General features: G+C 43.7%; 15 protein-coding genes. 8 read left to right on the top strand and 7 right to left on the bottom strand.

Annotated elements, in window-relative coordinates:
* Positions 1–84 precede the first annotated feature (84 nt).
* From O3603_RS07460 to O3603_RS07475, 4 genes are all read left to right on the top strand, one after another.
* Complete coding sequence (locus O3603_RS07460) at positions 85–930, top strand: SDR family NAD(P)-dependent oxidoreductase (RefSeq protein ID WP_371521908.1); 846 nt, start codon at positions 85–87, stop codon at positions 928–930.
* Complete coding sequence (locus tag O3603_RS07465) at positions 927–2447, top strand: class I adenylate-forming enzyme family protein (RefSeq protein ID WP_371521910.1); 1521 nt, start codon at positions 927–929, stop codon at positions 2445–2447. The genes O3603_RS07460 and O3603_RS07465 overlap by 4 nt, the downstream gene beginning before the upstream one ends.
* A 102-nt stretch (positions 2448–2549) precedes the next feature.
* Positions 2550–2900, top strand: coding sequence for a type II toxin-antitoxin system RelE/ParE family toxin (locus O3603_RS07470; protein WP_371521912.1), 351 nt, complete (start codon positions 2550–2552; stop codon positions 2898–2900).
* Positions 2897–3217 (top strand): helix-turn-helix domain-containing protein, encoded by a 321-nt coding sequence (locus O3603_RS07475; protein ID WP_009435623.1) that lies wholly within the window; start codon positions 2897–2899, stop codon positions 3215–3217. Before O3603_RS07470 ends, O3603_RS07475 begins: the two co-directional genes overlap by 4 nt.
* Positions 3218–3378: 161 nt before the next feature.
* Here the strand turns inward: O3603_RS07475 and O3603_RS07480 are convergent, their stop codons facing one another.
* Both O3603_RS07480 and O3603_RS07485 read right to left on the bottom strand, forming a co-directional pair.
* Positions 3379–4251, bottom strand: a complete 873-nt coding sequence (locus O3603_RS07480) for an RNA polymerase sigma factor RpoD/SigA (RefSeq protein WP_009435604.1) — start codon at positions 4249–4251, stop codon at positions 3379–3381.
* A gap of 522 nt (positions 4252–4773) precedes the next feature.
* Positions 4774–5148: a RidA family protein gene (locus O3603_RS07485; RefSeq protein WP_024985778.1), complete on the bottom strand. Its 375-nt coding sequence runs from the start codon at positions 5146–5148 to the stop codon at positions 4774–4776.
* Between the two features lie 185 nt (positions 5149–5333).
* On the opposite strand from O3603_RS07485, the gene O3603_RS07490 reads away from it, so the two are divergent.
* The 3 genes from O3603_RS07490 to O3603_RS07500 all read left to right on the top strand — a co-directional run bounded on the left by O3603_RS07490 (position 5334) and on the right by O3603_RS07500 (position 8366).
* A complete protein-coding gene (locus O3603_RS07490) occupies positions 5334–6563 on the top strand; it encodes a phosphoribosylaminoimidazolecarboxamide formyltransferase (protein WP_371521951.1) in 1230 nt (409 codons plus the stop codon).
* A gap of 11 nt (positions 6564–6574) precedes the next feature.
* Positions 6575–6760 (top strand): hypothetical protein, encoded by a 186-nt coding sequence (locus O3603_RS07495; RefSeq protein WP_004383746.1) that lies wholly within the window; start codon positions 6575–6577, stop codon positions 6758–6760.
* 64 nt (positions 6761–6824) lie between these two features.
* Complete coding sequence (locus O3603_RS07500) at positions 6825–8366, top strand: AAA family ATPase (RefSeq protein WP_371521915.1); 1542 nt, start codon at positions 6825–6827, stop codon at positions 8364–8366.
* Between the two features lie 642 nt (positions 8367–9008).
* On the opposite strand, the gene O3603_RS07505 is transcribed toward O3603_RS07500, so the two are convergent.
* The 5 genes from O3603_RS07505 to hpt form a co-directional block, all read right to left on the bottom strand.
* On the bottom strand, positions 9009–9593 hold the full coding sequence (locus O3603_RS07505; RefSeq protein WP_371521917.1) for a hypothetical protein: 585 nt from the start codon (positions 9591–9593) through the stop codon (positions 9009–9011).
* 27 nt (positions 9594–9620) lie between these two features.
* Positions 9621–10400 carry a peptidoglycan editing factor PgeF gene (gene pgeF / locus O3603_RS07510; RefSeq protein WP_371521919.1) on the bottom strand — a complete coding sequence of 260 codons (780 nt, stop codon included), beginning with the start codon at positions 10398–10400 and terminating at the stop codon, positions 9621–9623.
* The gene (gene obgE / locus O3603_RS07515; RefSeq protein ID WP_009435576.1) at positions 10393–11562 is read right to left on the bottom strand and encodes a GTPase ObgE; all 1170 of its coding nucleotides are present in this window, start codon (positions 11560–11562) and stop codon (positions 10393–10395) included. The genes pgeF and obgE overlap by 8 nt, the downstream gene beginning before the upstream one ends.
* Before the next feature lie 116 nt (positions 11563–11678).
* Positions 11679–12251 (bottom strand): adenylate kinase, encoded by a 573-nt coding sequence (locus O3603_RS07520; protein ID WP_273540255.1) that lies wholly within the window; start codon positions 12249–12251, stop codon positions 11679–11681.
* Positions 12252–12257: 6 nt separating this feature from the next.
* Positions 12258–12797: a hypoxanthine phosphoribosyltransferase gene (gene hpt / locus O3603_RS07525; protein ID WP_155716562.1), complete on the bottom strand. Its 540-nt coding sequence runs from the start codon at positions 12795–12797 to the stop codon at positions 12258–12260.
* A 92-nt stretch (positions 12798–12889) separates the two neighbouring features.
* On the opposite strand from hpt, the gene O3603_RS07530 reads away from it, so the two are divergent.
* Complete coding sequence (locus O3603_RS07530) at positions 12890–14407, top strand: NAD(P)H-hydrate dehydratase (RefSeq protein WP_371521921.1); 1518 nt, start codon at positions 12890–12892, stop codon at positions 14405–14407.
* Positions 14408–14943 lie beyond the last annotated feature (536 nt).

A 14943-nucleotide genomic window follows, 5' to 3' on the forward strand; every position in this document is an offset into this window, starting at 1 on the left:
ACCTATTATAATAAGGTAAGGAACCAAATGATTCTTATACAGAATAACGTTGGCTCTTAGAGACGAATAGAGAGGAATGTACCCATGAGAGCATCTATCAAAAGTAAGTTAATGGCAATCAGCACTGCAATAGCCTATCCGCCCATCCATTTAAAACGCCAAGTAGTGGCAAAGGAGATGCGTGGGAAGTGGGCAATCGTTACGGGTGCATCCCACGGGATAGGGCGTGCTCTGACAGAGGTATTAATCTCTTTGGGGGCAAACATCTTTCTTATTGCACGCAGTGAGGCGGAGTTACAAATGCTCTGTACGAAAGCTAAGGAACAAGGGGGGCATGCGGATTATTGTGCGATAGACCTCCGTGATAGGGAGCAACTCGACCGCCTCTGTCAAAGACTACGCAAGGATATGCCACAAGTGGACTATCTTTTCTGCAATGCAGGCAAATCCATTCATCGCAATATCGCACTGGAAATAGACCGATTGCACGACTATGACCGCACAATGGACCTCAATTATCGATCCTTTGTGGCGTTATCACTCGCACTATTACCTGCCTTGCAAACAAATAAAGGGCATATCGTTTACTCATCCTCCGTAAGTTCTCTCTATCCAATGGCACCAGGTTGGTCGGCTTATCACGCTTCCAAAGTTGCCGCCAACGCATGGCTTGACACAGCAAGGATAGAGTTAAAGAAGTTAGGGGTGCGTGTTCATGTGGCTTACCTGCCCTTGGTTCATACACAGATGTCGGATGTTAATAGGCAATATCGTAATATTCCAGCTTACAATCCAGCCAATGCTGCTAAGATTCTCTTGCGCCTCTGCATAGGAAAGAAGTATCGTTACCAACCCTGGTGGGCTACTCTATCTGTTCCCATTGCGCGTGTCATTGCTCCTATTATCCGTCTTTTCTATCAGAAACTATGAAGAGTAAAACATTAAGAAACCTCCTTCTCATCCTTTATCGACTACATATTCTTTCGCCAAAAGGGTTATTCTACTGGGCAAAATACTTGCTTTCAGAAGGAATGAGTTTGATGGCTCTGCTCCGTTTCGCCGCTCACTTCTATCCAAATCGCTGTGCGCTAAAAGAGAAAGAAAGTTCTCTAACGTATCAAGAAACATACGAGAAGGCACAAAAACTGGCTCAACTGCTCTATACACAATACCAACTACGCCCCAAGATGAGCGTTGCTCTCTTAGGACGTAACAGCCTCATCCTGTCCTTACTGCTCCCTGCTCTCTCCCGAATAGGTGCTCATATCACCTTGTTGAACACTGACATGCCGCAAGATCAGCTTTTAGAATATCTGAGAAAACATCATTATCAACTCTTTCTATACGATAAAGAGCTGATAGAAAAGCCCCAACTAATAACTTGTAAAGCTGTATCAACAGAAGAACTCCACCACCTTATTATATATAGGGACTACAAGAAAGGCAAAATGAAGCTCCCTCGTATGTTCCAAGGAACAAAGATTATCATTCATACGGGCGGTTCAAGTGGTAATTACAAGGCTGTGGCTCGACGTCCAGCCATCATGTCCTTTCTCCCTCCTCTCATCGCCCTGCTCCACAAAATAGGGATTTATCGCTATGAAAGTGTGCTTATCTCTTTACCTTTCTATCATGGTTTCGGACTTGCCACACTCATTGTTTCACTCTTAATGGGTAAGAAGATCTGTCTACAAAGGCGTTTCCTCGTGCAAGAAACACTATCCATTATCCAGAACGAACACATTGAAGTAATGCCCATCGTGCCTGCTATGCTTTCAAGACTATGGCTGGTAGAAGGTGCAAAAGCACAAATGAAGAGTTTGAAATGCCTCATCTGTGGAGGTGACCGACTTCCAAAGCAACTCATCGAAACTACTCATCAACAACTGGGGGATGTTCTTTACAATCTCTATGGAACTTCTGAAGCGGGCTTCTTCTTACTTGCTACTCCACAAGAGTTGGCTGCTTTCGACGAAACAACGCTTGGGAAAGCGATATGGGGAGTAAGATGTAAGATGAAGGAAGCCAACGAGGAGCATGTGGGTGAACTATGGGTGCGTTCGAGTTGGGCTATGGCTGGACGTAAGAACCAATGGCAAAGCACTGGAGACTTGGTCTTTCAGAATCTCGATGGGTACTATTTTCATCGAGGTAGAACCGACCGAATGGTGGTATGTGGCGGTGAGAACGTCCACCCAGAACACATAGAACAGGTGCTACTTGCCCACCCTTCCATCATTGCAGTACGTGTCTTTGCTGTTCCTCACCCACTCTTTGGCAATGTGATACAGGCTGAAGTTGAATGTACCCCCAGCCTATCCATGACAGAAGAAGAACTCCTCACATGGCTTAAACCCCAACTCTCACGTGCTGAAATGCCACATGGTATAACCTTCCAAAACATCGGAATGCTATCAACTGGTAAACAAAAAGCATGGAAAACTTAATATTCTCATCAACAACATTTGCCTTCCTTTTATAAAAAAGACCATTATAAGTTTCCTATATAAGAAACTTTTATTATCTTTGTAGCATCAAATAACCTGAATATGAACGATTATTTCAAACTCTTTTTATCACAAGAAGCAGAAGAGTTTCTATATTCACTCCCTGTTATGGCAAGGCGGAAAATGATGTATAACATACGCCGTATCCAAGAAGGAGAACGTAATAAAGAGCTCTTCAAGAAGTTAGAAAACTCAGAGATATGGGAGTTTCGAACACTATATAACAAACTCGCTTATCGCTTATTCGCCTTTTGGGATAAAGAAGAAGAGACTTTAATTATTGCAACTCATGGTATTATAAAAAAGACACAAAAGACTCCTCTTAAAGAAATAATCAAGGCAGAGAGACTAAGATTGGAATATTTTAATAATAAGAAAACAAAGACAAGATGATGAAACTAAAAGACTTTGATATAGTACAAGACGAGTTATTAGGCAAAAAAGGCACTCCAGAACGAGATGCATTTGAGAAAGATGTAGCAGAGGCAGTGCAGGCTTATAAGATTGGAGAGGCTATCAAAATAGCTAGAAAAGCTCAAAATCTAACGCAAGAAGAGCTTGGTCATCGCGTAGGTGTGCAAAAGGCACAAATCTCCAGACTAGAGAAAGGCAAAAGCATAACGTTTAGTACGCTTGCAAAAGTATTTAAGGCAATGAATATACCAGTATCTCTAGACATGGGGACGATTGGTAAGGTTGCCCTCTGGTAATTAATCTTTCATCAACAACAGTTGCCCTCCTCAAAATCAAATAGGAGTATTGGGGAAAAGATAAACTCCTTTTATCAACAACTAAAAAAGCCCTACAACAATCGTTGTAGGGCTTTTCTCTTTTTCTTATATCTGTCTCCTCATTGAGAGGGAACGCTTCTTTAACCTAGATACTTCATCAACACACGGGCATTACCACTCTCACGTATCTTCTCAATAGCCTTCTCTCGGATCTGACGAACACGCTCACGAGTAAGTCCCATCTCGGTTCCTATCTCCTCTAAACCCTTCTCCTGACAACCGATACCGAAGCATTCTGTGACGATCTTAATCTCTCTGTCCTTCAGAGTATTCTGTAGAACGGCACGCAAATCATCTGACATTGACTCAAAATCAACGCCCTTATCCGTACGAGAATCATCACCAGAAGAGAGCATATCACTCATGGAGTTATCATCGTCATCACTAAATGGTGCATCAATACTCATGTGGTGGTTGTCCGCACTCTGGCTCTGACGAATACGTGCCTCATCAATACCTGTAAGCTCAGCAAGCTCATGGATTGAGGGACGACGATTGTGTTTTTGCACAAACTCATTTGTTACCTGGTTGATTTTTGATATAGCACCAACCTGGTTAAGAGGCAATCGCACAATACGACTCTGCTCTGCGATGGCTTGCAGAATGCTCTGACGAATCCACCACACAGCGTATGAAATGAACTTAAAACCACGAGTTTCATCGAACTTCTCGGCTGCTTTTACCAAACCAATATTGCCCTCGTCGATAAGATCGGTTAGTGAGAGACCTTGGTGCTGATACTGCTTTGCCACAGAAACAACGAACCTAAGGTTGGCTTTTATCAGCTTCTCCTTTGCGCGTTCGCCCTTTCGTCCACCCTTATGAATCTCTTGTGCGAGTTCAATCTCCTCATCAACTGTAATCATCGGCTCACGTCCTATCTCAACAAGATACTTGTCTAAAGCCTCGCTGGAACGGTTCGTGATACTCTTAGAAATCTTAAGTTGTCTCATGAATAATTATTATTTCCTCCTTTAATGATCTATTAGTTCCTCCTAAAAATAATAGCTTTTCCCGTTATCCTAAGTTGATACGGCGTGCAAAGGTACATATAATTATGTAGAAAACAAAATCTAGTTGGATATAATTCGGGTCTTTTATGCTTTTTTATAGATTAGTTGTCTCTGACAGAGGAACTTGTTTTAAAGACAAAATGACACAACGACATATTGTTTGAATGACATATTATTAAGACGGAAGAACATAGTTTTAAAGACATAACAACACAACGACATATTGTTTGAATGACATATTATTAAGACAGAGGAACATAGAAACACGAATCGTAATAATGAAAGAGCAAAAAGAAGGAAACGCCCTTCTCCATTTGAGAAGGGCGTTTCGTCCTATCCAAGAGAGCCTTTCCTTGCACCAACGAGACGCCCCCTTTATTTGCAAACAATAGTTTTCACTCCCCTCTCTATTCGGAGAGGGGTTGGGGGTGAGGCTGTAGATGGTTGGGGGTGAGGCTATGTTTACTTTACAGCAATACACTCAACTTCCACCAAAGCACCCTTTGGTAAGGTTTTTACAGCTACTGCCGAACGTGCTGGATAAGGCTCTTTGAAGAACTCGGCATATACCTCGTTCATCGCTGCAAAGTTATCCATATCAGAAAGGAAAACGGTTGTCTTCACAACATGAGATAGGTCAACACCAGCTGACGCCAGTACGTTTTGTGCATTAGTAATTGATTGGCGAGTCTGTTCCTTCACACCTCCTTCAGCGAAAGCGTTGGTAGCTGGATCGATAGGAAGCTGACCAGATGCAAAGATGAAACCATTGGCTTCGATTGCCTGACTGTAAGGTCCAACTGCTGCAGGAGCCTTGTCTGTGTGTAATGCGTGCATGTCTTTAAGATTTAAAAAGGAGTTAGAGACGTTAAAGAAGTCATTAGGAGCAACGCTAACATCCCTATTCTCCATCTGTTAATACTGTTATTTACGGCTGTAAAATTACTATTTTTCTATAAAAGGAACAAAGCATAGCAGTGATTTTTATCGAATAACAACGAAGGAGAAAGGGCTTTTCAATTATTTTTCGCTACCTTTGTAGCACCAATCACATATACCACATAAGCTATATGAAAGAATTAGCTCTTAAGTACGGATGCAATCCGAACCAAACGCCTTCACGTATTTATATGGAGGAAGGCGAACTCCCTATCACTGTTCTTAGTGGGCGTCCAGGATACATCAACTTCCTCGATGCGCTCAATAGTTGGCAACTCGTTAAGGAATTAAAGGCTGCTACTGGACTGCCCGCAGCAGCTTCGTTCAAACATGTTAGCCCTGCTGGTGCTGCCGTAGGACTGCCTCTTAGTGACACACTAAAGAAGATTTACTTCGTTGATGACGTCGACTTCGAGTTGACACCATTGGCTAGTGCATACGCAAGAGCACGTGGCGCCGACCGTATGTGTTCGTATGGCGACTTCTGTGCACTTAGTGATACTTGTGACAAGGAAACGGCTTTGCTCATCAAACGTGAGGTGAGTGATGGTGTGATCGCACCTGACTTTACACCTGAAGCACTAGACATTCTCAAGGCGAAACGCAAGGGTGGTTACAACGTTATAAAGATTGATCCGAATTACACTCCAGCCCCTATCGAGCACAAGCAAGTGTTTGGTATTACCTTTGAACAGGGCAGGAACGAGGTGAAACTAGATGATCCTGCGCTCTTCGAGAATATCCCTACAAAGAATAAAACGTTCACCGAAGAGGCAAAACGCGACCTTATTATTTCGCTCATCACACTGAAGTACACACAAAGTAACTCTGTTTGCTATGTGAAGGATGGGCAGGCTATCGGTATCGGAGCCGGTCAGCAAAGTCGTATTCACTGCACTCGTTTGGCTGGTAATAAGGCTGATGAGTGGTGGTTGCGTCAATGTCCAAAGGTGATGAACCTACCTTTCAAGGAGGGTATTCGTCGTGCCGATCGTGATAACACCATCAATGTTTACATCTCAGATGAGTATGAGGACGTATTGCAAGAAGGGGTTTGGCAACAGTTCTTTACCACTCGCCCAGAGCCTCTCACACGTGAGGAACGCAAGGAATGGATTGCTAAGAACACAGGAGTAGCACTCGGCTCGGATGCTTTCTTCCCCTTCGGTGACAACATCGAACGTGCCCACAAGAGTGGAGTGGAGTATATTGTGCAGGCTGGTGGCAGCATTCGTGACGACCATGTCATCGATACTTGCGATAAATATGGTATCGCAATGGCATTCACAGGAGTACGTTTATTCCATCATTAAACCGATTTTGTATGAGCGAGATAGATGATATTATAGAAGGAGGAATGGTCTTCCGAGGTGCATCAAAGCCCAAGAATGATGATGGGAAAGTAAAGACTAAAGCCAAGAAGAAGAAGTATATTACAGGTGCACACGGCTCTGGCAGTGCTAAGCAAAAGGCTAAGTACCGCCAGCAAAGAGCCAATCGTCACAAGTAATAGGCTTTTCTCTGCGACTTAGGTAAGTCCTTTTAGCATTATAAAAAGAGTAAGGAGGCAGAAGATGAAGTACCCAATTGGATTACAGAGTTTCGAGAACATACGGCGAAGTAAGTTCTTGTATATAGACAAGACCGATATGGTTTATCAACTCGTAATGCAAGGAGGTTGCCACTTTCTAATGCGTCCGCGCCGCTTTGGTAAGAGTCTTCTCGTATCAACCTTAGAGGCTTACTTCTCTGGAAAGAAGGAACTCTTTGCAGGCTTAGCCATTGACTCTTTGGAGAAGGAATGGGCTAGTTACCCTGTTCTACACCTCGACTTTAATCCTGAGGATTATTCACGAAAAGGTGCATTAGAGCTTCGCTTGACGCTTGCTATCACCCAATGGGAGAGCATCTATGGGCGTTATGAATTAGAGAAAACGCTTTCTCAACGCTTTGAAGGTGTAATAGAACGAGCCTATAAGAAGACCGGTAAGCAGGTAGTTATCCTAGTGGATGAGTATGACAAACCGCTCTTGCAAGCCATAGGGAACAATGAGTTACAGGCTGACTATCGTGGTTTATTGAAGTCGGTCTATGGTGCTTTGAAGTCACAAGACCGCTACATCCGCTTCGCCTTACTCACTGGTGTAACGAAGTTCGGCAAGGTTAGCGTCTTTAGCGACCTCAACAACCTGCAAGATCTATCAATGGATGAGGAGTACCAAGCACTTTGTGGCGTTACGCAAGATGAGTTAGAAACCATCTTCGCAGAGCCTATCAAGCAACTTGCCACTAAGTATAAACTATCCGTGGAAGAGGCACTTTGCCGATTAAAAGAACGATATGATGGCTATCACTTCGTGGAGAATGGCATTGGAATCTATAATCCTTTTAGCTTGCTAAACACCTTCAAACGACTGCAATTCGGTAGTTATTGGTTTGAAACGGGTACACCCACTTACCTCGTGGAGTTGCTGAAACAGGACAATTACAGGCTGCCCAACTTGACGAAAGAGGTATCAACTGCGGATGTTCTCAACTGTATTGATACGGCTTCAAACAACCCTATTCCTGTCCTTTACCAGAGTGGTTACCTCACCATTAAAAGCTTTGATGAGGAGTTCGGGGAGTATCGCTTGGGCTTTCCTAATAAGGAAGTTGAGGAGGGATTCACACGTTTCTTGCTGCCTTATTACACTGGTTTGCGCAATCCAGAGACGCCTTTTTCAATGGGCGAGTTCGTGCGTGACCTTCGTTCGGGACGTCCAGAAGACTTCATGCAACGCATGGCAACACTCTTTGCAGACACCGACTATAAGATTGTGGGTAACTCGGAACTATACTTCCAAAACGCTTTCTATCTTATAGCAAAGATGATGGGATTCTATACAAAGGTGGAACGCACGACCAGTAATGGGCGTATGGACTTGACGATAGAGACGAATGATTACATCTATATTGTCGAGTTTAAACTTGATGGTTCGGCTGATGTTGCACTGCAGCAAATCGATGAGAAAGGTTATGCTCAACCCTTTGCAATGGACAAGCGACAGCTCTTCAAGATTGGTGTTAACTTCTCGCTTGAGAAGAGATGTATAGACAAATGGCTGATAGCATAAGCCGTCCTAGCACATAATAAGCCCTACTTTCAACAGGATTAAAGGGATGTGTCGAGGTGTAAACCACCCTCCGCACATCCCTTTAAGTATCTCCCGTCGCCTCTCATAAGTATCTCTTGCACCCTTCAGAACGTTACTCTATTAGATTATACAGGCGTGTAGAAGGAATTATACAAGTGTGTATAATCAATTATACAGACGTGTATAATAAGTTATACAGACGTGTATAACCAATTATACAAACGTGTATAACCCACGACCCAGCGGTTCTAATGGAACGTACTGATACTGGGATGTGGGAGACGGACATACTTAGTCTTAACTTGCAAGGCTATCTATAAGTTACATCCAACATACTTTAATGCGATAAAGGGAAGTAAGGTAATACTGATGTGACCATAAGTAGCCCATCAAGAGAGGCTCTCTTGCAATGCAAGAAGGCGTTTCTTTGATGTAAAGGGAGGCTTTCTTTGATGTGAAGAAACGCCCCCTTCATTTGCAAGCCATGGTCTTCACTCCCCTCTCCATTCGGTGAGAGATTGGGGAGTGAGGCTCTTCCTTTCCCCTTTGGGGAGGTTGGGCAGGGTTATCTCATCCGTATGTTCCGTGATTAGAGTATGTCAGCAATACGGATGTTAGGCGTTATTTCAAATGGGAAGAATGTAGTTGTTTGATATAACGGAACGTTGCTAACATGGGTTGGGATAGTGCTAATGAATCGTTATACAGCGAGTCGCGCAGCGTAATTACACCTTTCTTACGACTTTGCTGGACGTGTCGGAGGGCTATACTCCCTACTGCCTCCTCCCAGAAATAATCGTCTCCACCAACACTAATCATGCTTGTGTCATTGTAAGTTTGCAATAAAACCTGCTCCACATGAGGGTTCTTTCGTCTTATCAAGGCGTCCAATGCGGAGAGACGAACAACGGGCGAATAACGATGATGGGTATAAGTTAGGAGTTGAGAATCGGTGCAAAGGCTGTCTAACAAGTCTTGAACACGCGGATAGGCAACTGCCTTTCTACGCTTCATAAAGGCTGTGTCGACCTTAGCCAACAAGCTATCATAATTGTAAGAGCACCTTGCTGTCTCCGTTAGTGTATAGTCATCGAAGTGACCCGACCAATTCAATAGGAATAAGACCTTGCTTAATTGTCCTTGACGGTTATCTGTACAGGACAATAGCAAGGCACTGATTACGAAGATAAAGACGAGTTTCCTCATTCCTGTTAAGCATTAGAAGTGAAGAAACTAGCGCAGAGCTATACCCGTATAAATGGTTCCGAAACTCTCTTTGAGGATTCGTGCCGAGAAGAAGTCATCGGCATTGTCGTAGGTACAAATAGCTGATTGAAGGATGTTCGAGGTGGGAACTCCCATCTCTTCAAGCTGTAGTTGGTTACAAAGAGGGAGGTCTATATGCCACTTCTCGTGCCTCTTTGCAATACGATCCATAGGGAAGTTCGCTGTGGCGAAGGCGTCATATACCTCCTGCCCTACCTCAAAGTTCTTCTCAGATATGCAGGGTCCAATAACGACTTTAAGCTCTGCTGGCTTCGTATCATATTGCTCCATCATGTGCTTCAAGGTGTGTTGTGCGATACGCTGCACCGTCCCTCTCCACCCTGCATGGGCTGCTCCAATGGCGTGATGAGTGGGGTCGTAGAAGAGAACAGGGACGCAATCGGCAGTGTGCACACCAATGCAAACATTACAACAATCGGTAATGACGGCATCTTTCCCCTCTTCCTTTTCTGCTTGTTGAGCCTTTGATAATTGGAAGAACTCGCTTGTTACGATCAGACAATGGGCTTCGTGTATCTGATGAAGGCGCACAAATCTATCCGCCTCAACCCCTATCTCGGTTGCTACAGCTTGTAAGTTTGTGGCAACAGCAGTAACATCATCCCCACGATGAGGGTTGATATTCAGCGTAGCAAGCTGTCCCTTGCTGACACCACCATGCCGAGTTGTGCTGAAAGCAACAACCCCTTTGGCAATGTCATAATAGTGTAATACGGGCTTAATCATTGGTATATTCAAAGTCATCAAGGTCTTCCACCTCATCCAATTCATCGATACCAACCTCCTCAACATCGTCGATGTCGGCATCTTCAGCAGCCAATTCCGCAGCGAAACGACTCATATCTTTATCGCGATGAACGAGTGTATCCTCTGAAGTTATGTCTTGCAACTTATTGCTTTCAGCGTTTAGTTCTTTCCAAAGAACGTCCTTTAAATCATCAATTCCTTGACCAGTTACAGCCGAAATGAATACTACAGGGAGGTCATCGGGTAATGTTTCTTTGAGCATTTCGATGAGTTCCTCGTCTAGTAAGTCGCACTTCGTAACCGCTAAGACACGATGTTTATCGAGCATCTCAGGGTTGAATTGCCTTAGTTCATTGAGTAGAATCTCATATTCCTTCTTGATATCATCCGTATCACCAGGCACCATAAAGAGTAAGAGCGAGTTGCGCTCAATATGACGAAGGAAGCGCAAACCGAGTCCCTTTCCTTCGCTAGCTCCCTCGATAATACCCGGTATGTCAGCCATCACGAAACTCTGATTATCACGATAGCTAACAATGCCCAACGATGGTTCCATTGTAGTGAAAGGGTAATTGGCAATCTTTGGTTTCGCACTTGAAAGCGATGATAACAAGGTTGACTTACCGGCATTGGGGAATCCAACAAGGCCCACATCGGCTAAGAGTTTAAGCTCAAGTATAACCGTCATCTCCTGCATTGGCTCACCCGGTTGGGCGTAACGTGGAGCCTGGTTTGTCGATGTTCTGAATTGGAAATTGCCCAATCCTCCTCGTCCACCTTTCAACAACATCACCGTCTGCCCATCGTGCATAACATCGCAGACATACTTTCCTGTCTCGGCATCATATACCACCGTACCACATGGGACATCAATATAAACATCCTTACCATCCGTTCCGTGGCACTTATCACGGCCTCCATTGCCTCCATGTTCGGCGTAGACATGACGCTGATACTTCAAGTGAAGCAATGTCCAATAGTTATGGTTACCACGCAGATAAACGCTCCCGCCTTTACCTCCATCACCACCATCAGGGCCGCCATTAGGGTTATACTTCACATGACGAAGGTGCATAGAGCCTCTTCCACCCTTACCTGATCGACAGTAAATCTTTACATAGTCTACGAAGTTACTATCCATTGTATATATTTAAAGGGAAGCCTCCCCAAGCCCCTCCAAAGGAGGGGATGTCTGATTACCTCAAGTGGTAACTTAAACATCCCCTCCTTTGGAGGGGCTTGGGGAGGCCTTAGTTATTATAGTTGTTCTATAACCTCTGCAATTCTATTGAATATCTCATCAACAGTACCTAAGCCTTCTACATGATGATGAATGCCCTCACCCTCATACCATTCAATCAATGGTGAGGTCTGTGTGTGGTAAACATTAAGACGCTTCTTGATTGTCTCTTCGTTATCATCAGAACGACCGCTTTGCTGTCCACGGAGTACCAAACGCTGCATTAACTCGTCCTCTGGTACGAACAACTCAATCATTGCAGCAACATTATGACCACGCTCTGCTAACATCTTCTTCAGTGCTTCCGCTTGTGGAATTGTACGTGGGAAACCATCAAAGATAACACCCTTGTGCTCTTTACCAAAACTATCATAAACACTTGCAAGGATGTCTACCATCAACTCATCTGGTATAAGCTGACCATTGTCAATGTAGCCTTTTGCAGTCTTACCTAACTCTGTTCCGTTCTTGATTTCATTACGAAGTACATCCCCAGTAGAGATGTGTTCAAAACCATACTTCTCAATCATCTTGTCGCTCTGAGTACCCTTTCCAGCACCAGGCGCACCAAAAATAACAATATTCTTCATTATTCTTTAATCTTTTACAAGCGTATAAATATCTCTTAAATTACGACCCTCTTGGTCATAGTCGAGCCCATAACCTACAATAAAATCATTAGGTATCTCAAACGCTGCATACTCTATATTCAATGGGACTGTGAGCTTACCAGGCTTCAACAATAAGGTGCAGATGTGAAGACCAGCAGGCTTGTGGGCTCTCAATGTATCTAACATTCGTTCCATAGTAGCACCTGTATCGACAATATCTTCTACTATGATAACCTCACGACCACTAATATCATTGTTCAGACCTATCACCTCTTTAATGGCTCCAGTAGAGCTTGTTCCTTGATAAGATGCCAACTTCACGAAGGATATCTCACATGGAATTGTGATGTTCTTCATTAAGTCTGATGCATACATGAAGGAGCCGTTCAATACCGCAAGAAAGAGCGGAGTCTTTCCCTCAAAATCCTTATTAATACGATTAGCTACCTGCTTTACTCTCTCTAGAATCTCTCTTTCAGGAAGGGATGTCTCGAACGTTTTATCCTTAATAGTTACACGACTCATGATGATATAAATCTTTATTTTCCGCAAAATTACGAAATTTATAGCAAACAGACATATCCGATTAGCATTAATTTTGTAATTTTGCCATCAGTATGAAGATATTTACAAGCGCCCAGATACACGAACTGGACAGATATACAATAGAGCATGAACCCATCAAGTCGATTGACTTAATGGAGCGAGCAGCCAAAGCCATCACTCATGCAATCACTGAGGAATGGACCACTCACACGCCTGTTGTGGTCTTTGCTGGTCCTGGCAACAATGGAGGAGACGCCCTTGCAGTGGCTAGATTGCTGATAAATGAGGGGTATAAAGTTAAGACTTATCTCTTCAATATCACGAATCATCTCTCTGATGATTGTGTACTGAATCGACAGCGTTTGCTTGATGGTAAGCACGCAAAAGACCTCATTGAAGTAACTGCCAAGTTTGATCCTCCAGAGCTTACAGCCGACATGCTTGTTGTCGATGGGCTCTTCGGTTCAGGATTAAACAAGCCTTTAGCCGGTGGATTTGCATCTTTGGTGAAGTACATCAATCAAAGTCCTGCAAAGGTTGTAAGTATAGATGTGCCATCTGGATTGATGTCCGAGGACAATACTTATAACGTACGAGCGAATATCATCCATGCGTATCTTACACTTACACTACACGAACGGAAGTTGTCTTTCCTATTTGGAGATGCACAGCAGTTTATCGGTAAACTAAAAGTTCTCGATATACGACTTAGTCCCGAATACATCCAAAAGACGGAAGCTCAATACCATGTCCTCGAAGAGAATGACATTCGTTCTCGCCTCCTTCATCGCGATGACTTCGCCCACAAAGGCAATATGGGTAATGCTCTTATCGTTGCTGGAAGCTATGGAATGGCAGGTGCAGCAGTCCTTGCCACACGTGCTTGCTTGCGTAGTGGAGTTGGTAAGGTAACAGCCATCACACCGAAGAAGAACTATGATATCATGCAGATAGCTGTCCCCGAGGCAGTACTTCAAATGGATCATGAAGAGACCGCTTTCACTGAAGCAGTAGACACTGATGGCTTCGACGCATTAGGTATCGGACCAGGCTTGGGACGCCAGGAAACGACTGCAATAGCGATGATTGCACAGATTCGACGTGCACAGTGTCCTATCGTGGCGGACGCTGATGCCTTGAATATTCTTGCTAGTCATCGTGCATGGATGCAGCAGTTACCAAAGGGAATCATCATGACTCCACATCCAAAAGAGCTTGATCGACTAACGGGATCACCCGCTAATGCCGACTATGAACGTCTACATCGAACATGCGAACTCGCTAAGTCTTTGCAGGCTTACATCATATTAAAAGGTCACAATAGTGCACTTTGCTTACCCAACGGAAACGTATTCTTCAATCCAACTGGTAACAGTGGAATGGCAACAGCAGGTAGTGGTGATGTGCTCACAGGTATCATTACCGCCCTTCTTGCACGTGGTTATCATCAGCAGAATGCCTGCATGGTTGGCATGTATTTGCATGGTCTTGCTGGCGACCTTGCCGCTAAAGAACTTGGCAAAGAGAGTCTTGTTGCAAGTGACATCATAGACCATCTTCCACAGGCTTTCCAATACTTAGAGGATTAAATAGTCGAGACAATCCTCTTGGCAAGAACTTGCATAAAAGAATATTTCGTAATTTTGCTGACTATATGGTAATCATGTATTACAGAAGAAAGATTATTTTAGCTTTATTAGAGACACTCAACAGAGATGTCTCTGCCAAAAGCATGCAAAAATATCTTTTTCTTTTCACCCGAAAGCAAACAATTGATAAGACTTTTGATTTTTAAGAACCTGTTACTACAGATATTACATTCTTATATTACCCTGTATTCCATACCTGTTTACTCTGCTTTAACCCGTGTTCCTCCATCTTATACAAAAGCCTCACCCCGTTAGGCACCCCCCTCTCTGTAGGAGAGGGGCTGGGGGTGAGGCTGTACCACAGGAGCGAGAGAACCAAATTAATACACTAGTTTTGAAAGACATTAATTTCACAATTAATATAATCGAGTTGTCTTATTACAGAACGATTGATACCCTGAATCAATCTAAAAAATGCTCCCGTGGCACGTTTATCTAAAAGCAGAACCTGTCATAAGAAATGTGTTCTTATATCA

The sequence above is a fragment of the Prevotella sp. 20925_1_30 genome (assembly GCF_041433025.1).
In the GTDB taxonomy this organism is placed as follows: Bacteria; Bacteroidota; Bacteroidia; order Bacteroidales; family Bacteroidaceae; genus Prevotella; species Prevotella vespertina.

Excerpts from the sequence above, each read along its gene's own strand:
- O3603_RS07460 (WP_371521908.1), top strand. The coding sequence starts at position 85 with ATGAGAGCATCTATCAAAAGTAAGTTAATGGCAATCAGCACTGCAATA.
- O3603_RS07465 (WP_371521910.1), top strand. The coding sequence starts at position 927 with ATGAAGAGTAAAACATTAAGAAACCTCCTTCTCATCCTTTATCGACTA.
- O3603_RS07470 (WP_371521912.1), top strand. The coding sequence starts at position 2,550 with ATGAACGATTATTTCAAACTCTTTTTATCACAAGAAGCAGAAGAGTTT.
- O3603_RS07475 (WP_009435623.1), top strand. The coding sequence starts at position 2,897 with ATGATGAAACTAAAAGACTTTGATATAGTACAAGACGAGTTATTAGGC.
- O3603_RS07480 (WP_009435604.1), bottom strand. The coding sequence starts at position 4,251 with ATGAGACAACTTAAGATTTCTAAGAGTATCACGAACCGTTCCAGCGAG.
- O3603_RS07485 (WP_024985778.1), bottom strand. The coding sequence starts at position 5,148 with ATGCACGCATTACACACAGACAAGGCTCCTGCAGCAGTTGGACCTTAC.
- O3603_RS07495 (WP_004383746.1), top strand. The coding sequence starts at position 6,575 with ATGAGCGAGATAGATGATATTATAGAAGGAGGAATGGTCTTCCGAGGT.
- O3603_RS07500 (WP_371521915.1), top strand. The coding sequence starts at position 6,825 with ATGAAGTACCCAATTGGATTACAGAGTTTCGAGAACATACGGCGAAGT.
- O3603_RS07505 (WP_371521917.1), bottom strand. The coding sequence starts at position 9,593 with ATGAGGAAACTCGTCTTTATCTTCGTAATCAGTGCCTTGCTATTGTCC.
- pgeF (WP_371521919.1), bottom strand. The coding sequence starts at position 10,400 with ATGATTAAGCCCGTATTACACTATTATGACATTGCCAAAGGGGTTGTT.
- obgE (WP_009435576.1), bottom strand. The coding sequence starts at position 11,562 with ATGGATAGTAACTTCGTAGACTATGTAAAGATTTACTGTCGATCAGGT.
- O3603_RS07520 (WP_273540255.1), bottom strand. The coding sequence starts at position 12,251 with ATGAAGAATATTGTTATTTTTGGTGCGCCTGGTGCTGGAAAGGGTACT.
- hpt (WP_155716562.1), bottom strand. The coding sequence starts at position 12,797 with ATGAGTCGTGTAACTATTAAGGATAAAACGTTCGAGACATCCCTTCCT.
- O3603_RS07530 (WP_371521921.1), top strand. The coding sequence starts at position 12,890 with ATGAAGATATTTACAAGCGCCCAGATACACGAACTGGACAGATATACA.